This window comes from Pantoea sp. y20 (assembly GCF_054903455.1).
Genome location: NZ_JBUBNJ010000002.1, coordinates 664,722 through 691,277 on the forward strand (window position 1 = coordinate 664,722; position 26,556 = coordinate 691,277).

Annotated in this window: 17 protein-coding genes and 1 pseudogene; 7 read left to right on the plus strand and 11 right to left on the minus strand. The window is 53.7% G+C overall.

All coding sequences use genetic code 11. The features are described 5' to 3' along the window. Nucleotides 1–22: 22 nt before the first annotated feature. Nucleotides 23–1,006, plus strand: a pseudogene (locus tag ACYAC5_RS22880) (MFS transporter); the annotation flags it as partial. Here ACYAC5_RS22880 and ACYAC5_RS22885 read toward each other — a convergent pair. The 6 genes from ACYAC5_RS22885 to ACYAC5_RS22910 form a co-directional block, all read right to left on the minus strand. Continuing rightward, nucleotides 992–1,540, minus strand: a complete 549-nt coding sequence (locus ACYAC5_RS22885) for a pyridoxamine 5'-phosphate oxidase family protein (protein ID WP_312463691.1) — start codon at nt 1,538–1,540, stop codon at nt 992–994. The pseudogene ACYAC5_RS22880 and the gene ACYAC5_RS22885 sit on opposite strands and share 15 nt — an antisense overlap. Nucleotides 1,541–1,568: 28 nt before the next feature. Beyond that, a complete protein-coding gene (locus ACYAC5_RS22890) occupies nt 1,569–2,144 on the minus strand; it encodes a TetR/AcrR family transcriptional regulator (protein ID WP_192414474.1) in 576 nt (191 codons plus the stop codon). Beyond that, the gene (locus ACYAC5_RS22895) at nt 2,141–2,734 is read right to left on the minus strand and encodes an NAD(P)H-dependent oxidoreductase (protein ID WP_217547949.1); all 594 of its coding nucleotides are present in this window, start codon (nt 2,732–2,734) and stop codon (nt 2,141–2,143) included. The genes ACYAC5_RS22890 and ACYAC5_RS22895 overlap by 4 nt, the downstream gene beginning before the upstream one ends. A 134-nt stretch (nt 2,735–2,868) precedes the next feature. Then, on the minus strand, nt 2,869–7,434 hold the full coding sequence (locus tag ACYAC5_RS22900; RefSeq protein ID WP_462063154.1) for an autotransporter outer membrane beta-barrel domain-containing protein: 4,566 nt from the start codon (nt 7,432–7,434) through the stop codon (nt 2,869–2,871). 302 nt (nt 7,435–7,736) lie between these two features. Next, nucleotides 7,737–9,137 (minus strand): YfcC family protein, encoded by a 1,401-nt coding sequence (locus ACYAC5_RS22905; protein ID WP_192414478.1) that lies wholly within the window; start codon nt 9,135–9,137, stop codon nt 7,737–7,739. After that, the gene (locus ACYAC5_RS22910) at nt 9,124–10,266 is read right to left on the minus strand and encodes a M20 family metallopeptidase (protein ID WP_462063155.1); all 1,143 of its coding nucleotides are present in this window, start codon (nt 10,264–10,266) and stop codon (nt 9,124–9,126) included. Before ACYAC5_RS22910 ends, ACYAC5_RS22905 begins: the two co-directional genes overlap by 14 nt. Before the next feature lie 111 nt (nt 10,267–10,377). On the opposite strand from ACYAC5_RS22910, the gene ACYAC5_RS22915 reads away from it, so the two are divergent. Next, nucleotides 10,378–11,298 (plus strand): LysR family transcriptional regulator, encoded by a 921-nt coding sequence (locus ACYAC5_RS22915; protein WP_192414483.1) that lies wholly within the window; start codon nt 10,378–10,380, stop codon nt 11,296–11,298. Between the two features lie 124 nt (nt 11,299–11,422). Here ACYAC5_RS22915 and ACYAC5_RS22920 read toward each other — a convergent pair whose 3' ends face one another. Further along, nucleotides 11,423–11,926 carry a DUF2569 family protein gene (locus ACYAC5_RS22920; protein WP_462063157.1) on the minus strand — a complete coding sequence of 168 codons (504 nt, stop codon included), beginning with the start codon at nt 11,924–11,926 and terminating at the stop codon, nt 11,423–11,425. A gap of 564 nt (nt 11,927–12,490) precedes the next feature. On the opposite strand from ACYAC5_RS22920, the gene eptB reads away from it, so the two are divergent. Continuing rightward, nucleotides 12,491–14,158 (plus strand): kdo(2)-lipid A phosphoethanolamine 7''-transferase, encoded by a 1,668-nt coding sequence (gene eptB / locus ACYAC5_RS22925; protein WP_192414487.1) that lies wholly within the window; start codon nt 12,491–12,493, stop codon nt 14,156–14,158. Between the two features lie 24 nt (nt 14,159–14,182). Beyond that, nucleotides 14,183–14,719 (plus strand): GNAT family N-acetyltransferase, encoded by a 537-nt coding sequence (locus ACYAC5_RS22930; RefSeq protein ID WP_192414489.1) that lies wholly within the window; start codon nt 14,183–14,185, stop codon nt 14,717–14,719. A gap of 2 nt (nt 14,720–14,721) precedes the next feature. Here ACYAC5_RS22930 and ACYAC5_RS22935 read toward each other — a convergent pair whose 3' ends face one another. Continuing rightward, nucleotides 14,722–15,600, minus strand: coding sequence for a LysR family transcriptional regulator (locus ACYAC5_RS22935; RefSeq protein ID WP_192414491.1), 879 nt, complete (start codon nt 15,598–15,600; stop codon nt 14,722–14,724). A 138-nt stretch (nt 15,601–15,738) separates the two neighbouring features. Between ACYAC5_RS22935 and ACYAC5_RS22940 the strand changes: the two genes are divergently transcribed. Further along, complete coding sequence (locus ACYAC5_RS22940) at nt 15,739–16,572, plus strand: MBL fold metallo-hydrolase (RefSeq protein ID WP_225614569.1); 834 nt, start codon at nt 15,739–15,741, stop codon at nt 16,570–16,572. Between the two features lie 20 nt (nt 16,573–16,592). On the opposite strand, the gene malT is transcribed toward ACYAC5_RS22940, so the two are convergent. Continuing rightward, entirely contained in the window at nt 16,593–19,295 is a 2,703-nt protein-coding gene (malT, locus tag ACYAC5_RS22945) for an HTH-type transcriptional regulator MalT (RefSeq protein ID WP_462063158.1), read from the minus strand. A 274-nt stretch (nt 19,296–19,569) separates the two neighbouring features. Here malT and malP point away from each other — a divergent pair, with 274 nt between their 5' ends. Together malP and malQ are read left to right on the plus strand one after the other, a co-directional pair. Further along, nucleotides 19,570–21,963 carry a maltodextrin phosphorylase gene (gene malP / locus ACYAC5_RS22950; protein ID WP_277975239.1) on the plus strand — a complete coding sequence of 798 codons (2,394 nt, stop codon included), beginning with the start codon at nt 19,570–19,572 and terminating at the stop codon, nt 21,961–21,963. Beyond that, on the plus strand, nt 21,960–24,005 hold the full coding sequence (gene malQ / locus ACYAC5_RS22955) for a 4-alpha-glucanotransferase (protein ID WP_277975238.1): 2,046 nt from the start codon (nt 21,960–21,962) through the stop codon (nt 24,003–24,005). The genes malP and malQ overlap by 4 nt, the downstream gene beginning before the upstream one ends. 193 nt (nt 24,006–24,198) lie before the next feature. On the opposite strand, the gene malM is transcribed toward malQ, so the two are convergent. Both malM and ACYAC5_RS22965 read right to left on the minus strand, forming a co-directional pair. Beyond that, nucleotides 24,199–25,122, minus strand: a complete 924-nt coding sequence (gene malM / locus ACYAC5_RS22960; RefSeq protein WP_277975237.1) for a maltose operon protein MalM — start codon at nt 25,120–25,122, stop codon at nt 24,199–24,201. 97 nt (nt 25,123–25,219) lie between these two features. Beyond that, a complete protein-coding gene (locus ACYAC5_RS22965; protein WP_137387053.1) occupies nt 25,220–26,521 on the minus strand; it encodes a maltoporin in 1,302 nt (433 codons plus the stop codon). Between the last annotated feature and the right edge of the window lie 35 nt (nt 26,522–26,556).

Sequence of the window (26,556 nt, forward strand, 5' to 3'; positions counted from 1 at the left end):
TAACGTATCGCAGGGATTGAGTATGAAGAACATGTTGGCGCTGATGGCGGTTTGTCTGGCCGCATTGATGTCGGGACTGGAGATATCCAGCGTACCGGTGATTTTGCCGGTGCTGGAAAGGGAGATGCACGCCAGCTTCCGCGAATTGCAGTGGATCATGAACGCCTATACGCTGGCCTGCACCGCGGTGTTAATGGCAACCGGCACGCTGGCCGACACTTATGGACGCAAGCGCATCTTCATCATCAGCATTATCGCCTTCGGCGTGACATCGGTGATGTGCGGACTGGCGGGCAATGCGCTGTGGCTGATTGTCGGACGTTTGCTGCAAGGATTAAGCGGTGGCGCGATGTTAACCTGCCTGATTGCTATTCTGTCGTTCCAGTTTCCGCAGGGCAAAGCGCGTAGCCGTGCGTTCGCCGCGTGGGGCATTACCTTTGGCTTTGGGCTGGGATTCGGGCCGATCATCGGCGGCATACTGGTCGCCTGGTTTAGCTGGCAATGGGTGTTTCTGGTACATGGATTTATCGCGTTGCTGACGCTGATCCTCGCGCTGAAAAATGTGGTGGAATCGCGCGATGCTGAAGCCCAAAAGCTCGATCTCAGCGGCCTGATTACCTTATCGCTCAGCGTGGTCGGCTCCACTTATCTCATTACGCAGGTCAGCTGCCTCGGCTGGAACAGCGTCGCGGCAAAACTGATTTTGCTGGTTACACTACTGAGCGCGCTGCTGTTTGTATGGATTGAGAAGCACCATCCACATCCGATGTTTGATTTCTCCGTGTTCCGTATCCGCGCCTTTTCCGGGGCATTAATGGGCTCGATTGGCATGAACTTCAGCTTCTGGCCGCTGATGATTTATTTGCCGGTCTATTATCAAAGCGGCCTTGGCTACAGCAGCATGGCAACCGGTTTGGCGCTGCTGGCTTACACTTTACCAACCTTACTGATGCCGCCGCTGGGCGAGAAACTGGTGGTGAGCTTTGGCGCGCTACGGATGCACCCATTTGCTGCTGACTAGCGCGCCGTCGTCGGTGTAATTCAGCAACGCTCTTTGATTATCTTCCCGCGCCAGCAGGCACCAATCCAGTTGGGTAATTCGGATTAGCAACACGCCAAAATTATCCTCGGCGTTAGCGACATCATTGGATTGGTGGTCAATGTCACTTCCCGGCGCAGCGCCAGCATAGGTTTGCTGCGTACGGCGTGATAATCGTTGCCACGCCGCTTCAGCTACTGAGCTGTGCGCGGCGTGCAGCTCGACCTTTCCCTGCAACCGCAGCTGCGTTTTTGCGCTGTATCCCAGAACCGTAACGTCTGAATTAACCGCCAGCGCCTGCCATTTCGGGCTGCGCATATCGGTGTGCAACTCCAGCGTGCGTTCGACGCGGTCAACCGCGCGCAGCACCAGCGTCCTTGCCTGCGGCTTGCCCTGTTGATCAACCGACGCGAGCGTTAAGAAGTGAAAACCGGCATCGGGATCGCTTGCGCCGGTTTCCAGTTGTTGCCAGCAATCGCTATCAATCTCGCGTAATGACATCTGTTGTTCCTGTTGGCTGGATAAAAGGTTACTGGTGACGTTCCACCAGCGCCAGAATCAGCGCCTGAAGTTCGGCTAATCCTTGCTGCTGGCTGATGTCACCGCACACCACCGCATGGGAAATCGCATCGGCGGCGCCTAACATTCCCCACATGCTGGCTTGCGGCAACGTTGCCTCCGCAAACCAGCTGCGGAATTTTTCAATGAAATCGAGCTGATATTTACGTTTCACTTCCGCCAGTTCCGGCGTGCTATCGAGCGCCGACAGCACATCGGGAATTTCACGTCCCTGCGTTAACACGCAATCGACGTAACTCGACGCCACCACATTAGCCCGCTCGGCAAGGCTGGCACCGGCAGCATGCATCGCCGCCTCGATAATCGCGTTCTGGCGCAGATCAAAATCTTCATACAGCGCCGCGAGCAGACCGTGGCGCGTACCAAAATGATCGTAGACCACCGGTTTACTGACGCCCGCTTCTTCCCCCACGCGTCCTAACGTCAGCGCATCGCTGCCCTGCTCGCGCACCAGATTCCACGCCACGCCAATTAGTTGCTGACGACGTGCCTGATGTGACATGCGCTGGCGAGTGGGTTGATTCATGCCATTTCCTTCACGTCAAAAAGTCGCTGTCCGAGTTGGTTTGCCAGCGTGTAATGCGCGTCGGGATAATGTTCATCGGTTGGCAGCAGCAATTCGCTGGTCACCACCGGCGCGCCGCAATAGCCAAAAATCCCCTCATCGATCTGCGTGCGCATGCTGCTGAAATAGCCCCGACGCACATAGGTGCGCTGGCTCGCCGCGCCCAGCGCCAGCAAATGCACCTGCAAATGGCCGAGCTTTTTCACCACAGTTTGGCCATCATCATCGTACGCCCAACCTTGGGTGAAAACGCGATCGATCCAGCCTTTCAGCTGCGCCGGAAACGACCACCAATAGATGGGATAAACCAGAATCAATGCATCGGCGCGATCCAGGCGTTGCTGTTCCGCCAACACATCTGTCGGCGATGGCGCACCACTTTTGAACTGATCGAAATCGGCCTGATTGAAGCGCGGATCGAACTGCTCCGCCGCCAGATCGGCAATTTCATAGCTGTGGCCACCAGCAGCAATTCCTTGTGCCACCTGCGAGACGATGTGGTGCGTGTGTGAATGTTGGTCCGGATGAGCAGTAACGATCAGAGCATGCATAGCGACAACCTCCGTTATGAGTAAGCTACTAGTAGTAACTTACCATTGGTAGGTTGTCAATTTTACTGCGTTCGTAACAGGTAAAAAAGCCCGCCGTCAACTAAACCGGCGGGCTTGTGAGGGTAACCGTTTTATCAAAACACCCAGCGTACGCCCGCGTTGTAATTCCAGCCTTGCACGCCGTTGCCGTCGATCTCTTTGCGGTAATTGGCTTCGGCATACAGCGAGACATTGTTGGTGAAAGCCGCATTGCCGCCGATGCCGGCATCCCACATCTGGCCGAACTTGCCGCTGTTGAAGTTATCGCTAACCTCGCTGTTACTGGCACCAACATCCACTTTCGCCGTGCCGCCCCAACCGCGATAGTAGTTAGTGCGCAGATACGGCGTATATTGCCCGCTGCCGCTATCGTTCCAGGTCCGTGCCAGACGTGCGCCGACGCGGCCAATGGTTTGGTCATAATCGTCGTAAGAGACTTGGGTTTGATCGTCGTCGGTGAAGTCATCCAACTTCAAATGCAGATGCAGCAGTTGCGCTTGCGGCTCAAGACGAATGCCGTTCGCCAACTGAAACGGATAACCACTCTCCAGCGATGCGGTCCAGCCTTTGCCTTTCAACTTCGCCACCTCTTTTTGTCGGGCGATATCGGTGTCGCCACGATGCCAATCGAGTGAAAGCGCGCCATCCAGATAGAAGCCACTTGCGCGCTGCCAGGTGCCGTAAATCGCCAGGCTGTCGCTGTCGAAATCTGTTGAGCTGTAACCATCAGCTGCATTCGGTCGGATGCGCGCATTGCCGCGCGTGTAAGCCAGGCCGCCGCGTAGACTATCTTGCTCGCCGTCCAACCGCAGTAGGTTGCCGCCAAACTGCACCGCGCTGTAATCGAGGTCAAAGTCGTAACCGTAATGCGCCGTATCAAGGTTAGTTTTGTACTTCTGGTTGGAGCCGGAATAACGGATGAACATTTCCGCTGATCCGTCTGGATTCTGCCGCAATTCGCCCAGGCGTTGATGTAAATCACCAATGGTTGCCAGGGTGTAATACGCCAATCCGACCGGCGCCGAAATGTACGAAGGAAGCTGTGGAATGACCGCCGGGCGCAGCGCGCCGCTGCCTGCTGTCTGCGGCTGACAAAGGGAACTATCTTTACAAACGTAGTTATTGGCCAGACGATAATCCCAGGTTGTATTGCCATTCTCGGGGGCAAAGCTATAAAGCCCGTATTGCCACGGCCCTGCCGCGACATAACCCCGTTGCAGCGCGAAGCTATTGGCGCTGGCGCTACCAGCAACCTGCACCAGAGAAACGCCTTCATTGGCGGAGATCACGCCATCTCGATTGCTATCCGCCAGCGTGGCAGCACTCAGCGCATCATTGATAAAGGTAGTGCCGGTCACGTTGCCGTTAACGCGTAAAGTGTCGCTTTGCGCGCCCTGCGTCCGCAACGCCAGCTTGCCGCCCGCCGACGCCAAATCACCGTTGATGGTCAACGTGTTGCCCGCCGCGCCGCTGCCGTTGGTGAGATTCAACGTACCGGCGTTATTCACCACCAACGAATCGTCAGTCTCGCCCGACAAAACCGGATTGACCTGATCGCCAACAAACAGCGTTGAGCCGCTATCCACGTTGATGGTGCTGTGTGCCAGTTTGAGATTATCGGTAAGGGTAAATTGCGTGTTGTAGAAGTTGATGGTGCTCCAGCCTGCGCCGAGGTTAACGCCGCGCGCCAGATCATCGTTGCTGAACGAGCCCCCGCGCGCGTTAATCTCACTAAAGTTCAGCGTGCTGCCGCTGCCGCCTGCGATAGTGATGTGACGCGTGTTTGCCAGACTGACGTTGGCGATCGAAGCCACATTGTTAACACCGGTTCCCATCGTCACGCTGCCGTCAATGGTTCCGCCGGTGAGTTCGACCACGTCGGTGCCGTTGCCGGTGTTCACATCGCCCACCACGTTGCCATCGACCAGCGCGATCTGGTCATTGGTGGCGCCACCAGCAACCACTACCGTTTCCGGGTAAGGCGCGGTGACGTTGCCTTCATTGATAAATACGGAGTTGCCGCCACGCAGATCGATAATTGGTGAAACCAGGCTGAGCGAAACGATGGTGCCGCGGTTGATCACCTCGCTGGCGGTGCTGGTGACAATCGCCGAGCCGCCATCGGAACTGTTAACGATGATGTTACCGTTGGCGATCACCCGCCCGGTGGTGTTGGCGCGCACGCCGGTTGCCGGGCCATAGACAAAGAAGCTGTAACCTTGTGGGATGATCAAATCGTTGCTGGTGGTAGAACCATCTTCTTTGCTAAACACAAAACCTGTCGCGCCTGCACCACTCACGGTACCCAGCATATAACCGTTGGGATCGAATGAGGTCGCGGAGCGAATTAACGTGCCGCCATCGGTGTTCATCCCGACATCTTGCAACGAAATATTGCTGGTTTCCGCGCGGTTGTTGAGCACAGTGCCGCCGCCAGAATTGTACAGTCCGATGTTGCTGGCGGTTAACAATGCTGCGCCTTTATCCAGCAAGATGGTGTCTGCGCCCGCATTGGCATTGATGGTGCTGTAGTAAAAATTCGGCCCGGCAGTATCACCATTAATCGTTAGCCCGCCATTATTGCCAACGCGCACCGCAGCAATGCCGCCCGCACTCAATCCGCTGTGATCGGTCCAATAAACGGTATTGCCTTCGGCGGTATCCAGCGCGATACCCAAGGCTATGTTGGTGCTGGATCCATCAAAGATATTTCCGCCGCCGCGAATACGCACACCGATGCTGTTTGGCCCGGTAAGATTGATGGTGCCACGCGGCGTGGACTGATAGATCACACCATCGCTGATATCAAAGGCAGTGGCATTGGTTCCGTTGCCGGTGATCGGCGCCACGTTGGCGAAGAATCCACCTTGCCCGGTGCCCGCAATGGTATTGTTGCCGTTCAGCTCAATCGGGTTGGTGATGGTCACGTCTGCACCCTCCGAGCTCTGAACCGCAATCGCCCCTTCGCCGTTAACGTAATAGCTGTCGGTGCCGTACAAGGTGGTGCCGTAAAGTCGTGAACCGGCACCTGAAGCGACAATGCCGCGTGTGTTGGCACCGCTCAACGTCACGTCGGCAGCCACCACCGGATTAAAGATCACGCCATCACTCAGGCGATACAGCGCCGAACCTGGCGTGGAGACATCATAACTGCCGCCGTTGCTATCGATGTGCGCATAGTTGGTGGCTTGATAACCGGTTTGATTCGGCGCGGAAAATTGCAGTGAACTGGCATCGCTGATGGTTAATCTGGCGTCATCGCGCACATCAACACCAACCGCATTTTCGCCGTACAAATTGATTTTGCCGTTCTGGGCAAAATTGGCCTGGCTGCCCGAAACGGCAACGCCCGTCGCGCCCTTGCCTTTAACATTGATGGTGTCGTTATTCGCACCGCTGGCATCCTCGAGACGGATGCCGGTGCTGTTAATCGCGGTATTGATCACGCCATTATTGGTGAAGCGGCTGCCACCGTTGGCATACACGCCGGTGCCACCCGCACCAACGGTCGAGGCATCGACGCCGTTGCCATCGGCATTATTGAAAAAGCCGCTGTTTATGACGCCGTTGTTAATGCCGGTGCTACCGTTCAACAGTTCCAGTGCGTTGCTGCCAACGCTGGCCAGTTTGCCGTCAATCACCGCCGTCGCGCCGTTGCTGGCGCGCATCGCCGCGCTGCTGGCATTTACCACTTCCAGTATGCCGCTGCTACCAATGGTTGCCCTGGCATTGGGGCCATCAGCGCTTAACACAATGCGTTCGCCAATCGGCTGCGTCACTTCGTCGTAGTATTCATCGGCATCGATCACATAGGCGATGACATCGCTGCGCAAGGAGAGCGCTTTATTAAACTCGCTGCTGTAGCTATCGGCGGCCAGATTGCCGTTTTGCAATTGCTCAATCAGCCAAGTGTTGTAACTCTGCAAGCTGCTGACGTTGGAAACGTTGAATGAAGTGGTGGCATTGTCCAGCGTGGTGACGCTAAACGCGCCGCGCCAGGAGACCACATTGTCGAACCATTGCCCCAGTTGATAGGTATAAGGCGTGTAGGAACCGAAAAATGAGATGCGATTAGCGGAATTCCAGTTCATGGTGCCGCTGCCGCTGGCAGTAAACAATTCGCTCTGTTTCGCCGCCATCGACCAGCCGTTGGTGCTGGCGGTGGTCGCAGCGCCATTCTGCCCGATATCAACATTGATAGTGCCATTGCTGACCTGCGCAACGCGCGCGTTGATATATTGCCCATTATTAACGTTATAAAAATTTGGCAAGGTATTGGTTTCAATGGCGCTAATCGCGGCGGAGTTATATACCTGAACGCTATTACTGCCGCTGCCATTGGCATCTGGCACGTTAATCACATAATTCTGCGCGCCCAGATCGACGCGACCTGAATCTTGCCAGGAATACGAAATAATTCTGCCGCTGCTGAGCAATTCTCCGATGAATATGGTGCCACCGCCGTCCTGACCGGGCGCAAACCGCTGATTGCCACTTAAAGTTTGAGTCGAGCCATTGCAAATACAAAACACGCCGGCGCGGTTGTCATTTAATTCCGGCGTAAAAGGCTGAAGCGTCGCCGCCCAAACTGGCGAGGCTGGATTAAACACACCGTAAGCGGCAATAAGGCTAATAAACAGCGGATGCAATCGAAACATCATCGTTCACTCCAGAGAAGCGTGCAACGCTGCCGCGATGCGTAAAGACATCGCCAGCAATGGGTTTGGCTAATATTAATTTGTGTAATTGAACGTAAAGAAATTCTGCGACGCGGCAATAACATCACTTTACGCGAGACAGTTCCAGCGCGACTTAAGCCAAATAGCGATGATGAGATAACTTTAAGAAAAGGCCGGGGATTGAATGCAATTATTCGTGGAACTGAAATAGCGGAAAGGATGTTGATCGTGTTAACAACAATATAAAAATAAGAAGCCACCATTAAGTGGCTTCTTACGATTTATTAGAATGGTCCCCAGTTGATCGCCACACCAATTAATAAGGTGACAACACAAATGGCAAGCCAAATCGCCACTACCGGCGCAACGAATTTAATCCATTTGCTGAAAGAGATATTGGCGGTGGCCAAGGCTGCCATTAACACGCCAGAAGTTGGGCTGATGGAGTTGACGATACCTTCACCCAGCAACACCGTTTGCACCGTCACCTGACGGGTTAAACCGAGGTTATCGCCGAGCGGCGAGAAGATCGGGATCAGCAAAGCGGATTCACCGGAACCGGATGAAATACCGAAATGCATCAACGCCGCGCTAATGAACATGCCCACCGCCGCAATGGCGGGATGAACCGGTGCCAGTAAATCAGACAGGAAGCCAACAATCGGATCAAGAATATTGCCCTGTTGCAACACCACGGAAATCGCGCCAGCCATACCCACAATGAAGCCGCCTTTTACCAATTGCGAGCAACCCGTAAGGAAGGTGTTGGCAATGGCAGAACCCGACATGCGACCCATCATGCCGACCATAATCGACAGAATAATAAACATCGCCGACATTTCATTGGTGGCCCAATGTAATTGCACCGTGCCAATCATAAATACAATCAGCGTTGCGGCGCAGGTGATCAAAATCAGTTTATGCCGACCAGTAATCGCCAATGATTCGTCATTCTGCGCAGTTTGTTCTATTCGCACTTCACCATTATTTCGCGCGCGTTTCACCGAGATAATCAAATAGGTCATCACCGTTAACACGAACAATAAACAGGTGATGCCGCGCAACAACATGCCGGAAAACAGCGGTAACTGCGCCAGATGTTGGGTTAATCCGGTGGTAGCTGGACCTAATACCGCAACGTTAAAACCCGCCGCACAGGTTAAATACACCAGCGCCATACCAATCATTGGCGATAAACCCAACGATCGCGCCACTAATAAACCAATCGGCACAAACGCCACTACCGAGTTTTGCACCACGCCGGTGGTGCCGAGAATGGCGAATATCACACCAAAAATGATGATAATGCGCGTATCGCTTATTTTGGTACTGCGCGACAGTGAATTAAGCGCCGTGGCAATAGCACCGGTCGATTCGATAACGGCTAATAACCCGCCGGTAAACAGAATCAGGAAAATGATCGGCGCGGCTTTGATCACCCCTTGCACAATCGCCATGAAGATTTCGCCGGGATAAACGCCCGAACGCGCGACTTCATGCAAACTTCCCTTGATGGCAAAAGTGATGCCATTGCGGGTTTCATGGTCAAACTTGCCCGCCGGAATAATCCAGGTTGCCACCGCCGCCAGCACCAAAATAATAAACAGCAGCAGATAAGGACTTTGCTCGGTTTTCGCTGCTGGCGGTTGCCGCAGTGTATTTTTCTCAACATTAACCTGAGACATGCGCATCACCTCCGAGGATCAATCCCGCCACCAACGCCGCGCGCGGAGCAATATCGGCAATAATGATATGTTCATGACGTGCATGAATACCTGCGCCGGTTGCGCCCAAACCATCCAAGGTTGGAATGCCCAACGCAGCAGTGAAATTGCCGTCGCTGCCGCCGCCAACCGCTTTGCCTTCCACCTCGAAACCAAGCTGTAAGGCAACCTGCTGCGCACGTTCCATCAGCAGCAACGATTCCGGTGTTTGACGCATTGGCGGACGTGATTGTGCGCCGCTAATATCCAGCGTGATGCCGGCTAAATGTGGCGTGATCTGGCTGATTTCGGCGTGGATGCGCTCGGCTTCTGCTTCGCTGGTAACGCGCGTATCAATGCCTAACACAGCTTTATCCGCCACCACATTGATGCGGTTGCCGCCACGCGCGATTCCCACATTGACGGTGGTGCCGCGCTCCGGCGCGTTTAAGCTGTGCAAGAACATGATCTGATGCGCCATTTCTTGTACCGCGCTGATGCCCTCTTCGGGATTGTTCCCGGCGTGCGCCGCTAATCCGTTGAGGGTGATTTCATATTGTCCGGTACCTTTGCGCGCTGTTTTCAGTGCGCCCGTTCCCGCCACCGCAGGCTCAACCACCAGCACTTGCACCGATCCCAGGGCGTGCTGCGATAACCAGGCGCTGGAGCTTGGGCTGCCCACTTCTTCATCGCTGCCGCAGAGAAACACGATGCGTTTACCCGCCAGTAAATCGTGTTGTTGCAACGCGCGCACAGCCCAGATGGCTTGCACCAGACCGGCCTTCATATCCAACACGCCAGGTCCGTAAAGCTTGCCGTCTTCTTCACGCATTACCAACTCGCCTTCATCCCAAACGGTATCGAAATGCCCGAGTAACACGGTTTGCTCGTCACCGCTTCCCAGCGTGAATTTCAGGTGATTGCCGTAATGCGGTTGCTCATCAATCTCTGCTACCACGCCCAAACGTTTGGCAAACAGCGCTTGTAAGACTTCGCCACAACGATCCACGGCCGCCTTGTTCATTGATGGAGATTCCGCCGCGACCAATTCCTTGATATCCAGAAGAATTTCATCGGCATGTTGTTGCAGGTAATTTTTTATAGTTTTCATTTGTACTGCCCTCGCATAGTGAATCTTCGAGTATGGAGATAAAAATGCGCTTAAAAAATGGAGATAAAAGGCTATTATTGTTGACCTCAGATCAACGGATAAGAAAAACCTATGGCGATGCTGCTCTATCCAGAAAAATCCATAAGGTATCTGTATGAAGTGGGCAATTACGGCGGTATTCGTCGGGCGGCGGAAGCCCTGGATGTTGATCCCGCCGCCATCAGCCGTCAGTTATCGCAACTGGCGCGGGAGATGCAATTGCCGCTGTTAGAGCGACGTGGCCGTAATGTGGTGCTGACCGAAGCTGGAAAGTTATTAGCTGAAGATTACGCGCACACTCATCAACGGCGCAGCCAGTTGGATCGTCAGTTAAAAGATCTGCGCCATAAGCGCGGCGGCTCAATCAAATTACGCGTCGGGCAGGGCATGGTGGATGAAGTTGTCAGGCATGTGTTACAGCCGTTTTCGCAAACGTATCCCGACGTGTTTATCGATATCCTGTCGGGCGATATGCAAACCACCGTTTCGCTGATTGCCAAAGGCGACGTTGATATGGCGGTGGGTTTTGGCCCGATTGGCCCGCCCGGCCTGAAGTGTTTGAGTTTTCACCGCGGACCAATCTGTGCGGTGGTGCACAGCCAACACCCCATCGCGGATTATTCGCAAATCGAGGTGGCCGAACTGGTCAATTATTCATTAATTGGCATGGACAAAAATTTTGGCATTCAAAGTTATATGAATGCCATGTTCAGTCAGGAAGGATTTATATTCAGCCCGGCTTATAGCTGTAATCTGTTTTCCAGCGCCATCGCCTTAAGCCAGGCCGGCATGGGCATCGCGTTTATGACCGCCAAAGTGGTTAAAGACGACCTCATCGCTAAGAACTTAGTCGCCGTGCCGATTCACCATCGCATCGCCCGTGAAAGCCAATGCCACTTATTACGCAGCGCCGATCACCGCTTCACGCCCGCCGCGCAGCATTTATGGCAATTGCTGGTGACGTTTTTTGAAGGTACGGCGGGAGCGGTTTAATCGCTGCTTATTTGATTACAAATCTAATCAATTTTGAACTCTTAAGGATAACGCTTACCGCTCATAAACACCTCAGAGCCATCTTAAATGACTCTGAGGTGTCTGTTAAACCCGTGGCGATTTACTACTTTATGAAGGTCCTCTTTACCCGAACAGACACGGTGAAGTACGGGATCCATATCAATGCTGATATTAAACTGCGGAAGATAGGAACCAATTCATCATACCCAATTTTGACGCCAGGAATTAGCACATAGAGCGTGTAGGTATTAATCGACAATGTTATAATTATAGCGATCAAAAATGAAATATATAAATTAGGGAGCAACTTCTTTCTTTTTAAGAATTGTGATAGTGTGAACGCCGCAAATAAAAACATCACTACATAAATTGTAAGAGAAGAAATAAAAAACACCTTAGCATTTATATCTATAGATCGATAATTCTCTATAATTGCCTTAAAAGACTCATTTATATTCAACAGGTACGAGATAGCTGAAATTATCAATCCTACAAAAGGTATGTAAAGGAGGCCGCCAATTTTTCTAAATTGTATTTCTTCACATCCTGTGCAAAACTCCCTGTCCTGCGGTATTTCTTCTCCACACTTAATGCAACCCCATTCCATGATTAAACCTTTAAATATTATTAAATGACAGTGAAATTTGATGAATATTTTTAATCGACTTGATCTTTATAGCTAATTCATTAGACTTTGTTGCCACCTTGCATTTTGCAACAAGTATCTTTTTTAGCGTATTTATAAAAACACCAGGCACAATCGGTTGTCATTTTTAAGTTATGACATATACACATAATACCATAATTAATATCAGGATTTTCTTAAAACACTTATAAAATACCATCTTCCTGATTATTTATTTTTAGAAACCAGAAAAAACCTCCCTAACACAAATATCCGGTAATTATAATCGTTGACTCGGCATCAGTTGTTCAAAGGGTCATGGTTGACACGTTTAGTGATTAGAAAAATGGTTATTAAGAATCACGATTTTAGCTGTACTGATTAGCAGCTTTCTGGGAGAGATATGAACACTTCAGCAAGATTGTTACATTATAACATACTTTATGCCCAGCAACGATTGAACTGTTACCCAAATCCACCCTCTCACTAAAGGTTGTCAATTTTCAGGCAAGTGATTGAGTTGTCTATTATAAGAACGGGGAACACATGTTTATAAAGGGTTGGGTTAAACAGTTTTATCTACCGGCGTTTATTTCGCTCTATATTGGCGTACTGCTTAACATTCCGATTTTTATCCGCCGCTATACGCAACTGCAGTTTGATAATACCCTTTCATTAGTGACTGAGGTCATCGCTGCGTTTTGTTTGGTGATGCTGTTAACGTTGTTAACCTCATTAACCGGAAAATATCTGTCGCGTGTATTGATGACCATGCTGGTGATTTTCTCCAGCGCGGCCAGTTATTACATGATTTTCTTTAATATTGATATTGGTTATGGAATCATCGCCGCCGTTTTAGCCACCGATTCACTGGATCTTTCTAAGGAATCGGTGGGTTGGCACTTTGTGCTGTGGATGGTAATTATCAACGTCATTCCACTGTGGCTAATCTGGCGCGGAATGCGCAGTAAACCCGTTTCAAATATCAGCAAAAAGCGTTATTGGTCTTATAAAACTATCGCCATTGTGATTGCCGCATTGGGTTGCTGGTTACCATTGAATTTGATGGGCAAGGTGCAGGATGAACAGGACAAGAAAAATAACCGCATGATGGCCAGCTACGGTGGCATTGTTGCCGGCACTTATTCACCGTCTAACTGGTTATCAGGCGTTGGCTTGCTGGCATACAGTTCATTCAGTCAGGCTGAAGACAACCGTAATCTATACGATCCCGCTGAACACTTTAAATACGTCCCACCGAAAAATGCGGATAACTTGTATATCGTATTTGTGATTGGTGAAAGTGCCCGCCGCGATCATATGGGTTTATACGGTTACGATCGCGACAACACACCTTATCTCGATCACGAAAAAAACCTCGTTCACTTGCAGGGTTATTCCTGTGATACCTCAACCAAGCTCTCGCTGCGCTGTATGTTTGTCAGAGAAGGCGGCGCCTCAGAAGCTCCGCAGCGCACCCTGAAAGAGATGAATGTCTTTACTGTGATGAAGAAGCAAGGTTTCTCGGAAGATCTCTATTCCATGCAGAGCGAAGCCTGGTTCTATAACAAAGTCATGGCCGACAGTTATTCAATGCGCGAATCTATTCAGGCGGAGAAGCGTAATGTCGGTAAGCCGGTGGATGATATGGCGTTAATTAATGAACTGCAGGACTCCATTCAGCGCCATCCGCAGGGTAAACATATTGTAATTCTTCACACCAAAGGTTCACATTATATGTATACCGAACGCTATCCACGGGCATTCGCGCGTTACACACCGGAGTGTCAGGGTATTGATGATGCCTGCAGCACGCAGGAGATGATCAACTCTTACGATAATAGTCTTTTGTATACCGATTATTTTCTTAAGCAGACTTTCGATAGCCTGAAAGATAAAAATGCCATCGTGTTTTATGCCTCCGATCACGGAGAATCGATTTCCGACAATCTGCATTTCCACGGCACGCCACGCGATCATGCGCCGATGGCGCAGCGCACGGTGCCAATTATGGTTTGGGCATCCGATAAATTTTTAAGTGACAGTAATAACAAAGCGTCATTTGCCAAACTGCAGCAATTGCAGAACGACAAAACGCCGGTATTCCATGAGAAGTTATTCGACTCGATATTAGGCTGCGCTGGCTTTACCTCACCGGATGGCGGAATTAATTCAATGCGAAACTGGTGCGATCATTCTACTATTCAGAAGTAATTTGACGTTTCTTAGGGAGGAACTATGACGCCAGAAATCAAAACGCAACGATTAATCCTGAAGCCCCTGGAAAGCGGTGATGGGCAGGCGATGCAAATCGCCTTTCCGCGCTGGGAGACCGTGCGTTATCTCAATGCTGCCGTGCCCTGGCCTTATCCTGAAGGTGCCGCACAGAATTACGTTGATAACGTGGTGTTGCCCGCCGTTAAGGAAGGTCGAGGTTGGTGCTGGAGTATCAGACGTCAGGAGAAGCCTGAGGAATTGATCGGTCTGATCGAACTGCGCGATGCAGAAAATGATAACCGCGGATTTTGGCTGGTACCTGAGTGGCAGCAACGTGGCTATATGAGTGAAGCCTGCAACGCCGTGAATGATTTCTGGTTTAAAACGCTGGGCCGCGACGTATTACGTGTGCCAAAAGCGGCGGTGAATACAGGCTCAGTGAAGATCTCACGTAAATCCGGCATGCGTCTGATAGAAACCGGCAAAAAAGAGTATGTCGCGGGTGTTCTCGATTATGAATTGTGGGAATTGACCCGCGAAGAGTGGCTATCACATTAACATCAAGAGGGAACGTGTTCCCTCAATGCCGTCAGTAAGCGGCTGACCAGCGGTTTGGCCTCATTTCTCCGCCATACCGCATAGAGATTCACATACAGCGCCAGCCAGGGTACTTCAACAACAATGACAGACGACGAAGCAAGCCGCGCAAGACTTCGCTGAATAAAGGTAAATCCCAGCCCTGCTTCAACACAGGAGAGCGCCGCCAGTGGTCCGCTAACCTCAAGCCGAATATCAGGCGTGAACCCACTCCCTTCACACACCTCAAGCAAGCGGTTGGACACTGCCGTATTTAGACTTTGCTTATCGGCGATCCAGCGCATCATGTGTAACTGCTCAGGTTTGGGATCCCTAATTGCCTGTTCTATTGGCATAGCCAGCACCACCGGCTCAACTAACACGCTTTGAAAGGCAAAACCGTCATCCTCTTCCGGCTCGTTATAAACCAGTGCCAGATCCAGCGCATGATTCGCTAGCGCATCGATTTGTGCCTGTGAGCGTAAGGCATGGAGCTGTATATCAACTTTTGACGAGCAATTTAACCGGGCAAGGCTTTCAGGAAGTAGAAGTGAGTGAATGGCCGCTTCGACATAGCCAATATCAAGCCTGCCCGACTGACCATTCTTCAAACTTTTACCCAGTCCATTCAGACGATCATGGTGCAAAAGCAATGCCTTCACTTCTGTCAGGAATTGCTTGCCCTCGGCGCTGAGATAGAGACGTTTCTTTTCCCGATGAAAAAGTGCCACACCTAACTCATCTTCCAGTTGCTGAATCTGGCGGCTCAAAGGGGATGCTGAAATATGCAATTTCTCAGCTGCCTGACCGATGTGCTCGAGTTCGGCGACGAGAGCAAAAGAGCGCAATAACTTAATGTCCATAACTTTTCCGGTCACAACTCAGTCGAGAATGATGATAGCCACACAATAAATATTGCCGCAACATCTTAAGTAATGCGACGTTTAATTAAGCAAACAAAGTCATCTTCTATTTTAATATCTACATTTGACGAGGTAATTTTGACGAACGTATTCAGCACAAGGAATATCGGCAATTATAAGGTCACTGCGCTTAGTGATGGCGTGATGAAAGCCAGCCTGAGTCTGTTATCTGGAATAGAACCTGAAGCAGCGGTAAATATACAGCAACAAGCCGGAATAAAAGCAGCGGATGATATCCAAATTAATAGCTATCTCATCCGTGGAGCGGGACGAATAATATTGATCGATTCGGGTATGGGAAACCTCAATCATATCGGTGGAGAATTAAGACGAAACCTCCTTTTATCCGGCATCATGCCTGACGAGGTTGATACTGTGTTGTTGACCCACGCGCATCCCGATCATATTGGCGGTCTGCTGGGTGAGAATGGGCGACCCGCTTACCGAAATGCAGCACTCTACATTAGCAAAGCAGAAGCAAACTTCTGGCTGGATAATGAAAAATTAACTAGCCTGAGTGAACGCGCACTGATGAATGGTTCGCTGTTTCGTCGCACGTTCGAAGCTTATTCAACTGTTCGATTTACGGAAGAAACAGCGATTGCTGAAGATATCACCGCAGTCAGCCTACCGGGACATACGCCTGGTCACAGCGGCTACCTGATAGATTCCCGCGATGAAAAATTACTGATTTGGGGTGATATTACGCATTATCCGCATATTCAAATTGCCCATCCGCAAGTTTCAATCGCCTTTGATTACGATCCTGACCAGGCAGAGCAAACACGAAGAGCAATTCTTGAGCGCGCTTCACGAGAAAACCTATTGATTGCAGGTATGCACTTGGGCGTGTCTGGGTTTGCCTATATCCGCTCCCCTTCAGAGGGACATTATTTTCTGGAATATGTCTGAACCGCGAGCCGGTGTCCGCCTTAAACATACCCCATCATCCGCAGCATCGACTGCGCCTGATTCATCGCTTCCGCGCGGTGCGTTACGCCCAATTTTTGGTACAGATTGCGGATATGCGTTTTGATGGTAGTAGCAGCGACATCCAGCTCGCCAGCAATTTGGTCGTTGCTGTATCCTGAATAGATCAGCCCCAAAACCTGCCATTCGCGTTGGGTTAGCGGGCTGGTGCGAATCAGTTCCGGCACATCGGGATGATTAATCAGGCGGCTAACAAAGCCCTCGTCAAAATGGGCAAACTTATGGCGATGATATTTATTAATCTCGCTGAGAATGCGTCTGGCGCGATGATTATCGAGTTCATCCAGCGTGTTGAGCTGAATCAGCTGACGCAGCTGCTGCGCCATCGCTTCACCTTCAATCACAAAATGGCTGACGAAACCGGTGCTACGCGCCAGTTTTAATGCTTCGGTTAGCGCCTGCTGCGCTTCCGCTTTGCGCTGGGTTTGCCAGTAAATCTGATTTAACAGCAGCAGATTGCGATTCATATCGCTCATCAGGTTGAGCGCGCGCGCATTGTCATTCAGCTCATCGAGCACCACTTCGGCCTGGCTCATATTTCCCAGCAAGATCTGCGCGCGCGCGACATTGCGCCACTGACCTTGCAGGAAATGATTGTTGGCAAATTCCGGTTTCACCGTCTGGCGCATCCAGCTACTGGCGCTTTGGCTGTCGCCGGTCATCTGCCAAAAAATCACTCGCACTTTATCGGCATTGGCGATCCAGTCGCTGTGCAGCGATCCGTTGTTAAGCAGATTCTCCAGCCGACTCAGGTGGCTGCGCGCGTTATCGAGATTGCCGCGCGCCAGTGAACACTGCACCAACAAACCGAGGCACTGAATTTGCTGCTGCGGCTGATAGCCTTTCAGCACTTTTATCCCTTCGCGCGCCGCCTGTTCTGCTTCGTCGAGTCGGCCCCACGCCCACAACAGTTGCGCGCGAATTCGCAGCAGGAATTCATGCATCGGGAACTGTGTCAGATGCTGCTCTTTCACCAGCACAAATGCCCGCTCCTGTATCTCATATGCGGACTGTAAAAAACCCTGCGCAAAGAGAATCTCACTCTGCTGAATCAGACTCCACAACGCGTAATTCCACGCTTCCTCACGGCGCGCCATCTGCTCGGTCTGGCGCATCAGCTTCAGCGAACTGCTCAGCTCGCCTTTGCAGTGCATCACTTCGCCCAATACCGACGTCGCTACGATGCAGCTGTATTGACGGCTTTCCGGCAGCGCACCGAGCGCCAGCAACGCCAGCCGCTCGGCTTCTTCAGCGTTACCGTCATTTATCGAAACCTGTGCCAGCAGCGCGTTGAATTCGCCGCGCAGCACATCATCAATCTGTTCGCTGCAGGAGTGCTCAAAGCGCGTGAGCAAACTGCTCACCTCGGAAAACCGGTGCTGGCTTTGCATCAGCCACGCCTGTAACAGCACTAACTTTGGATTTTCCAGCAGAATCTCCCATGGCAGTGCCTTGAGAGAATCTTCCAGCAGCGTGAGTTCGCTCTGATTAAACAGCGTCCAGGCGTATTGCAGCAGCACATCGCGCAGCATCAACGCATCACCGGCGGCCAGCGCATGATGGATCGCTTCGCCAGGGAAACCCAGCCGCATCCAGCTTTCAGCCGCCGCGCGATGCAGCGCAGGCAGTTCCGCCGCCAGTTCCCACTGACAGCGCTGACGCAAAAAACTGCCAAACAGCGGATGATAGCTAAACCACTCGCCCGAGTTATCCATGCGCTGCAAAAACAGGCCCTGACGTTCAATCTCTTCCAGCCGCATCTGCCCTTGTTCTTCGCCGGTTACGCAGGCGATCAGCGTATCGTTCATCGATCGCAGCAGCGCGCTTTTCAGTAAGAAATGTCGCGTGGCGCTATCCACGTTATTCAGCACCTCCTCAACCAGATAATCGGCCAGATGGCTGGCGTTAATGCCGGAAAGACGGCGCGCGGAATCCTGAGCGGAGCTCGCGCCCTGACGCGTCGAGAGCGCGATCAGCTGCAGCGCCGTCGCCCAACCCGCCACGTCATCGCACAGACGCCCGCTCTCTTCCGATTCCAGCGGCGTTGTCAGGCGGCAATCAAAAAACTGTTTGGCTTCGTGATGGGTAAACGCCAGTTGCTGGCTGCCTAACTCAATCAGCTGTTCGCGCACGCGCAGGTTAGCAATGCCGAGCTGCGGCAGATTGCGCGACAGCAAAATCAGCGTCACATTTTCCGGCTGGTTACGTAAAAAGAAGCGCATTGCGTCGTGAATCGCGGGATTAGTGATGTGATGGTAATCATCGATGATCAGCCAAATCGGTTGCTGCCACGCCGCCAGTTCACTGAACAACTGGGCGAATAGCGCGTTCAGATTGATGTACTGCCGTTTCTGCGCCAGCGCTTCGCTCGAGGCGCAGCCGCCCTGCGTTGCCTGCTGCAGAGCCGCGATGAGGTAATCGACGAAGCGTTCAGGCTGATTGTCGCCCTCATCCAGTGAATACCAGCCCAGATTGGCTTTCCCCGCCGCCCATTGCGAGATCAGCGTGGTTTTGCCATATCCCGCCGGACTGGTCACCAACACCAAACGGTAATTGCCCGCCGCGCCGAGTTTTTGCATCAGGCGCTCGCGCGCAACCGTGTTCTCAAGGCGGACCGGTCGGCTAAGTTTGGAGGGTATTAACATCGGTAAACGCTTCTCCCTAAACGTGGCGCATCATTATTTTACGCTTCGTAATTAATAGTCACATACGTTCAGATATTCGTTTACCTAATGCAAGCTAACCCATTAAGCAGTCTTAACAAAAGCGACGGTTATCACATTCCTGTCACACTTTAAGATTTCCCTCAGCCTCTCCTCCCCGCTCATCCTCCCCGCTGAATTTGGTGCAGGAGGAGGAGCGCGTCATGGCTGACGCGCAGAATGAAGCACATTCACCTCCGCCCTGACAGGACTGATTATGAAATTTGATCGCACCCGTTTTAAACACGCGCTAACCCGACAATGGCAACGTTTTGGTCTGCACGATGCACAAGAGATGACGCCAAACCAATGGTGGCAGGCGCTGAGTGGCGCACTGGCCGACATGCTGGCGGAGATGCCTGCGCCGCCTGCGGCCACGCCGCAGCGTCACGTTAACTACATCTCGATGGAGTTTTTGATTGGTCGTCTCACCGGCAACAATCTGCTCAACCTTGGCTGGTATGACGAGGTGAACGAGGCGCTGGCCGAGTGGAATATCACGCTGAGCGACGTGGAAGCGTGTGAAACCGATCCGGCGCTGGGCAACGGCGGTTTGGGCCGGCTCGCCGCCTGTTTTCTCGATTCGATGGCAACCGTGGGACAACCCGCCACCGGCTACGGACTCAATTATCAGTACGGTCTGTTCCGCCAGCACTTTGTTGATGGTGCGCAGCAGGAGATGCCGGATGACTGGCAGCGCGACAGCTATCCGTGGTTTAACCACAACGCGGCGTTAACTGTGCCGGTGCATCTCGGCGGCAAAGTCAGCACCCATAATGGCGTTGCGCGCTGGGAGCCGGCGGTGCAAATTCTCGGCGAAGCCTGGGATCTGCCGGTGGTCGGTTATCAGAATGGCGTCACTCAGCCGCTGCGCTTGTGGCAGGCGAAACATGCGCAGCCGTTTAATCTGCAGCGCTTCAATAACGGGGATTTTCTGCGCGCCGAGCAGCCGGGCATCGAGGCTGAAAAACTCACCAAAGTGCTCTACCCCAACGACAACCACGACAACGGCAAAAAGTTGCGCCTGATGCAGCAATATTTCCAGTGCGCTTGCTCGCTGGCGGATATTCTGCGCCGTCATCAGCGCGCCGGACGCAGCATTGCCAGCTTGCCGGATTATGAGGTGATTCAGCTCAACGATACCCATCCCACGCTGGCGATCCCCGAGCTGATGCGCCTGCTGCTGGATGAATACGCGCTGAGCTGGGACGAAGCGTGGCACATTACCCAGCGCACCTTTGCGTACACCAATCACACCTTGATGCCTGAAGCGCTGGAGTGCTGGGATGTGCGCATGGTGCGCGCCCTGCTGCCGCGCCACATGCTGATCGTTACCCAACTCAATGCTCAGTTGAAGAAGCAGGTGGAAGCGCGCTGGCCGGGCGACGAAGTGACCTGGGCGAAACTGGCGCTGGTTCACAATAACCAGCTGCGCATGGCCAATCTCTGCGTCACCAGCGGCTTTGCGGTGAACGGTGTGGCGGCGCTGCACTCGCAGCTGGTGGTGAAAGATCTGTTCCCGGAATATCACGCGCTGTGGCCGGAGAAATTCCATAACGTCACCAACGGCATCACGCCGCGCCGCTGGATTAATCAGTGCAATCCGGCGCTGGCGGCGTTGATTAGCCAAACCCTCGATCAGCCGTGGATCACCGATCTCGATCAGCTGAAAGCGTTAGAAACCTACGCCGATCACGCCGCATTCCAGGCGCAGTATCGCGCCATCAAGCAGCAGAACAAGGTTGCGCTGACGCAATGGATCGTAGAACGCACCGGCATCCAGGTGAATCCAGAGGCGATGTTTGATGTACAGATCAAGCGCCTGCACGAGTACAAGCGTCAGCATCTGGCGCTACTGCACATTATCGCGCTGTGGCAAACGCTGGTGAGCGATCCGCAGGCCAACCTGACGCCGCGCGTGGTGCTGTTTGGTGCCAAAGCCGCGCCGGGTTACGTGCTGGCCAAAAACATCATCTATGCGATTAACAAAGTGGCGGCCACCATCAACAACGATCCGCGCATTGGCGATCGCCTGAAAGTGGTGTTTGTGCCTGATTACAACGTTACGGTTGCCGAGCGGCTGATTCCAGCGGCGGATCTCTCCGAGCAGATTTCTACCGCCGGCAAAGAGGCATCCGGCACCGGCAACATGAAGCTGGCGCTGAACGGCGCCTTAACCATCGGCACGCTGGATGGCGCCAATGTGGAGATCGCCGAACAGGTTGGGCGCGACAATATCTTTATCTTTGGTCATACCGTTGATCAGGTCAGCGCGTTGCAAGCAGAAGGTTACTCGCCTGACGCGTGGCGCAAAAAAGATGCGCAGCTGGATCGTGTATTGAAAGCGTTAGAAGACGGCACCTTTAGCGACGGCGACGTCACCGCGTTCGAGCCGCTGCTGCACAGCCTGAGCGCCAAAGGCGGCGATCCTTATCTGGTGCTGGCCGATTTTCGTCACTACCTCAACGCGCAGGCGCAGGCAGAAACCTTGTGGGCCGATCAGCATGGTTGGACGCGCGCCGCGATTCTCAACACCGCGCGCTGCGGCATGTTCAGCGCCGATCGCGCCATCCGCGACTATCAGCAACGCATCTGGCAGGCCGCGCGATGAACAGCACCATGACGCCAACCGCCGAAATCGCCAGCGAATACATTGACGCCCACGGCCAGCTGCAGTCGGTTTCTGCCGGTACCCGCCAGCGTTTGCTGGCGGCGATGCATCCCGCGCAACCGCACGCTTCGCCGCTACCGCCGGTATTGATCGTACAGGAAGAACAGGCGGAGATTGTGCTGCCTGCGCCCGGCATGGCAGGCGAATGGCAGCTGATCGCGGAACAGGGCGAACGCTGGCAAGGGCGCGCTATCGCCAACCAACCGATCGCTTTGCCTGCGCTGCCTTTGGGTTATTACCAGCTAAGCTTTAGCGCCCAGCAGCAGGCATTTCACTGTCGGATTATTGTCGCGCCCGTGCGCTGTTACGAGCCGCCAGCCATCCAGCAAGGGCAATCGCTGTGGGGCGCCTGCATTCAGCTGTATACGCTGCGATCGGCTAACAACTGGGGAATCGGTGACTTTAGCGACTTAAAGCAGATGCTGGTCGAGGTCGCGCAGCGCGGCGGTGCCTGTATTGGGCTGAACCCGCTGCATGCGCTGTTCCCGGCAACGCCGGAAAGCGCCAGCCCTTACAGCCCTTCGTCGCGGCGCTGGCTCAATATGCTGTATATCGATGTCGCCGCCGTTGAGGATTTTACGCTGAGTGAAGAGGCCCAGCGCTGGTGGCAGGCGGACAGTACGCAGCAGGCGCTACAGGCGGCGCGGGACGCTGAGTGGGTTGATTATTCAGCGGTTACTCACCTCAAGCTAGAGGCGCTGCGTTTCGCCTGGCAGCAGTTCAGGCAGCGCGGTGGGGATGATGGCCTGGTTGTCGCCTTTGAAAGCTTTATGCAGCAAGGCGGTGAAAGTCTGCTGCATCAGGGCGTGTTTGATGCGCTGCACGCTGCGCAGATCGCCGAAGATCCTCAGCGCTACAACTGGACAACCTGGCCTGCGGCGTTGCAGTCGCCCGAGAGCGCAGCGGTGCGGGCATTCCGCATCGAACACACCTATGACGTGCGCTTTTATCTGTGGCTGCAATGGCTGGCCGCGCGCCAGTTTGCTGATTGCTGGGCGGTGTGCCAGCAGCAGGCGATGCCGATTGGCTTATACCGCGATTTGGCCGTGGGCGTGGCGCAGGGCGGCGCGGAAACCTGGAGCGATCGCGAGCTTTACTGCTTGCAGGCCAGCGTCGGCGCGCCGCCGGATATCCTCGGCCCGCTGGGCCAGAACTGGGGATTGCCGCCTATGGATCCGCAGATTATGCAGGCGCGCGCCTACCAGCCATGGATTGATCTGCTGCGCGCCAACATGCACGACTGCGGCGCGCTGCGCATCGATCACGTGATGGCGCTGCTGCGACTGTGGTGGATCCCGCAGGGCGAAAGCGCGGCCGAAGGCGCGTATGTGCATTATCCCATCGACGATCTGCTGGCGATTCTGGCGCTGGAGAGCCAGCGTCATCACTGCATGGTGATTGGTGAGGATTTGGGTACGGTGCCGGAGAAGATCATCGGCAAGCTCTACCAGGCGGGCGTTTACTCCTACAAAGTGCTCTATTTTGAGCAGACGTCCAAAGTGGCCTTTCGCGCCCCCGCCCGCTGGCCACGTCAGGCGATGGCGGTCGCCACCACCCACGATATGCCGACCCTGCGCGGCTGGTGGCAAAGCGATGATTTACGGCTGGGCAGCGAGTTGGGGCTTTATCCTGATAAGCAAATTCTTGCCGGTCTGAGTAAGTCACGCTTAGCCGCGCGCCGCGCGCTGTTTAAGAGCCTGCAACGCAGCAATTGCTTGCCCGAACAGGCCGAACCGCAGGTGATGGATCGCGCGTTAAGTGCGGCGATGCAGCGTTATCTGGCCGACAGCAATAGCGCGCTGCTGGGCCTGCAACCCGAAGAGTGGCTGGATATGGCTTCCCCAGTGAATATTCCCGGCACCACCCGCCAATATCCCAACTGGCGCCGCAAACTCAGCGCTTCGCTGGAGGCGATGTTTAACGACCCGCAGATCAATGCGTTGTTGGCGGATATCGATCAACGCCGGCGGAAAGTGAAATAATTCACAGCGGTCGCCATGGAAGGCGATCTTAAAAACGCACACATCCGTAGCGGCGCGATTCATCGCGTTGTTTTGACTTTCGTGCTCCGACACAGCATTGCGCAATAAATTGCGCCGCTACGAACTTTGGCTCCCAATAAAAAAGGTGCGCCGAAGCGCACCAGATGGGACAAATCAGCACTGCCGGGGCGGATTACCCCTTGCCTTTAACACTGCTGATAAACACCTGTCTGGCCGACGTGGAGCCTAAACGCTCGGCCTCGTCCAGCAGCTTCAACGCCTTATCGATATTGCCCTTCTCAACCGCCTCGCGGATGTTCTGATTAAAGTAACCTTCGGTATCCGTCATGATCGGTTTAGGTTTTGCATCCGAAACCGGGGCAGCACGATAAGTCGCCGGCGCAACCGGCTGCGTATTGCCCACCGTTACCGGCGCAGGACTCGATGATCCAAACAGCGGCCCAACCAAAATGGATGAACCTGAACTGGTTTTCACTTTCAGTTTCAAGGTGCCATCGCGGCTGTGCTGCGCAATCGGATCGGGAATATCCGGCACCGCATTGCCGGTACCGCGTGCATAGGCTTTCGCCGGATCCAATAACGTGGTGGTTTCGGTCAAATCCTTCTCGGTGGTGAATACCAGCAGATAGATCTTTTGCTGACCCAGCGCAGGCGTCAGTTTCATCACACCTTCCAGCCGATCAGCCGCCATCACGCCCGGCTGCTGATAGGTGAAAAAGCGCGCCGGGAACCAGGCCGCCGGACGCATGTTCTCATCCAGCACCAGCACATTCGGTGCGAACACCTGATTTTGTTTCACTTCACTGCTCAGCGTAATGGTGAGTTCACCGATATTGGCTGGCAAGCTGTAGGCCGCCACCGAACCCGTCACGCCCGCTGCATTCAGGTTGCTGTGGCTCTCGCTCAGCGTGGTGACCTGCGTGCGGGAGGTATCGACCGGCAGCCAGCTCAGCGTTTGCAGGCTGGCGGCGGGGAATGCGGGCGCGGCAGAGAGATCCTGTGGCACCAGATTGACATCCGCGAGCGCCGGTAAACTTTGGCCGGCCAGCAGCGCGGCGCTCAGGCAGAGCGCAAAAACCGTTTTTTTCATTCTCATTGTATAACCTCAAAAAACTGTCAGGCGGCGGCGCGAACCAGGCAATGGCGCACCGCGCCGAAAAGAGATTGTCTCAGTTAAGCCACATGCGGGAGCATTACCACCAAATCTCCATCTGCGCCCCGAATGTCACCTCATCGTCGTTGCCACGGCTGTTGGTCAGAATGCCGTTGCCGCTGCTGTCGTTAGAAGCAAAGGAGGTCAAATCACCTGAGCTGTCTTTGCTGTAGCCCCATTTCTCATCCCACTTGGCGTAGGTCGCGAACAGACGCAGCGCCGGACGCGACCAGATGCTATCGCCCGCCTGCCACTGTTGCGCCAGCGTCACTTTGTACTGGCCGTTGCGCTCGTTAACCTGCTGCGACTTCACGTTGTCGTAGCCCACTTCAAGCAGCGTGCTCATGATTGGCGTCCATTTGTACATGGGGCGCACGCCCACGGTGTACCACTCGGTACCACGGTTGTTATCGAGATCGGTGTTCTGGTACATGGCGACATACATCAGATCCCAGCGATCGGCGAGGCTGATCGCACCGTGATCGAGTACGCGATACATGCTGCCGCTGTTGTTGATGTTGGTGCCCTGCGGCAGCCCTTTACCCTGTGAAGTCAACGCATCGGTGGCGTACTGCAGCACGAATTTGTTGTAGCCCTTCAGCATGCTCTGCGTGTGTTCGGCGGTGAACATCCAGCCATCTTTGGAGGCGTTATCTTCCAGGCGATAACCGTCACGCGCGTTGGCGCGGCCATAATCGACGCCCAGCTCCAGCACGCCGTTCGGGTTGGTTTCAAGACCTGCGAGGCGCACATCAAACACGTCGTTGGCGGTGCTGGTGGCGTAATCACGGATCTGATCGCTAGAGAAGGTGTAAGAACCGCCCGCTTCGGAGGAGCGCGTGGCGGCAAAGGAGAGTTTGCCGAAGCCGAGATCGACATCTTCCAGACCGGCACCAGGACCGGAAATATCCCAGTAGTAGAAGTCGATCATATGCACGTCATGACGCTGGTAGAAACGCTTACCGGCCCAGATGGTGGAACCCGGCAGCGCGTCGATCAGGTTTTTGCCCTTGACGTTGGCTTCGCGGAACGCGGGCGAGGTCGCTTCCCAGTCATTCTGCTGAGAAACCGAATAGGCGACGTTGGTATCGAAATAGAAGCTCTTATCGCCCTCTTTCCACACTTCCTGGCCCAGCTTCAGCTCAGCGTAGGTTTCACATTCGTTGCCCAGACGGTATTTACTTTGAGCGCCGGTGGCCTGAAAACATTGCTGTTCCCCGCCGCTGCCGGTCCAGCCGATGCCGGAACGGGCATAGCCGGTAAAATCGACTGCCATCGACGGGGCAGCGAGCGTGCCTGCCGCGATAGCAACCGCGATAGGGAGTTTGCGCAGAGTTAACATTTTCTATCTCCTGAGGTCATTGCTTTTATTGTTTT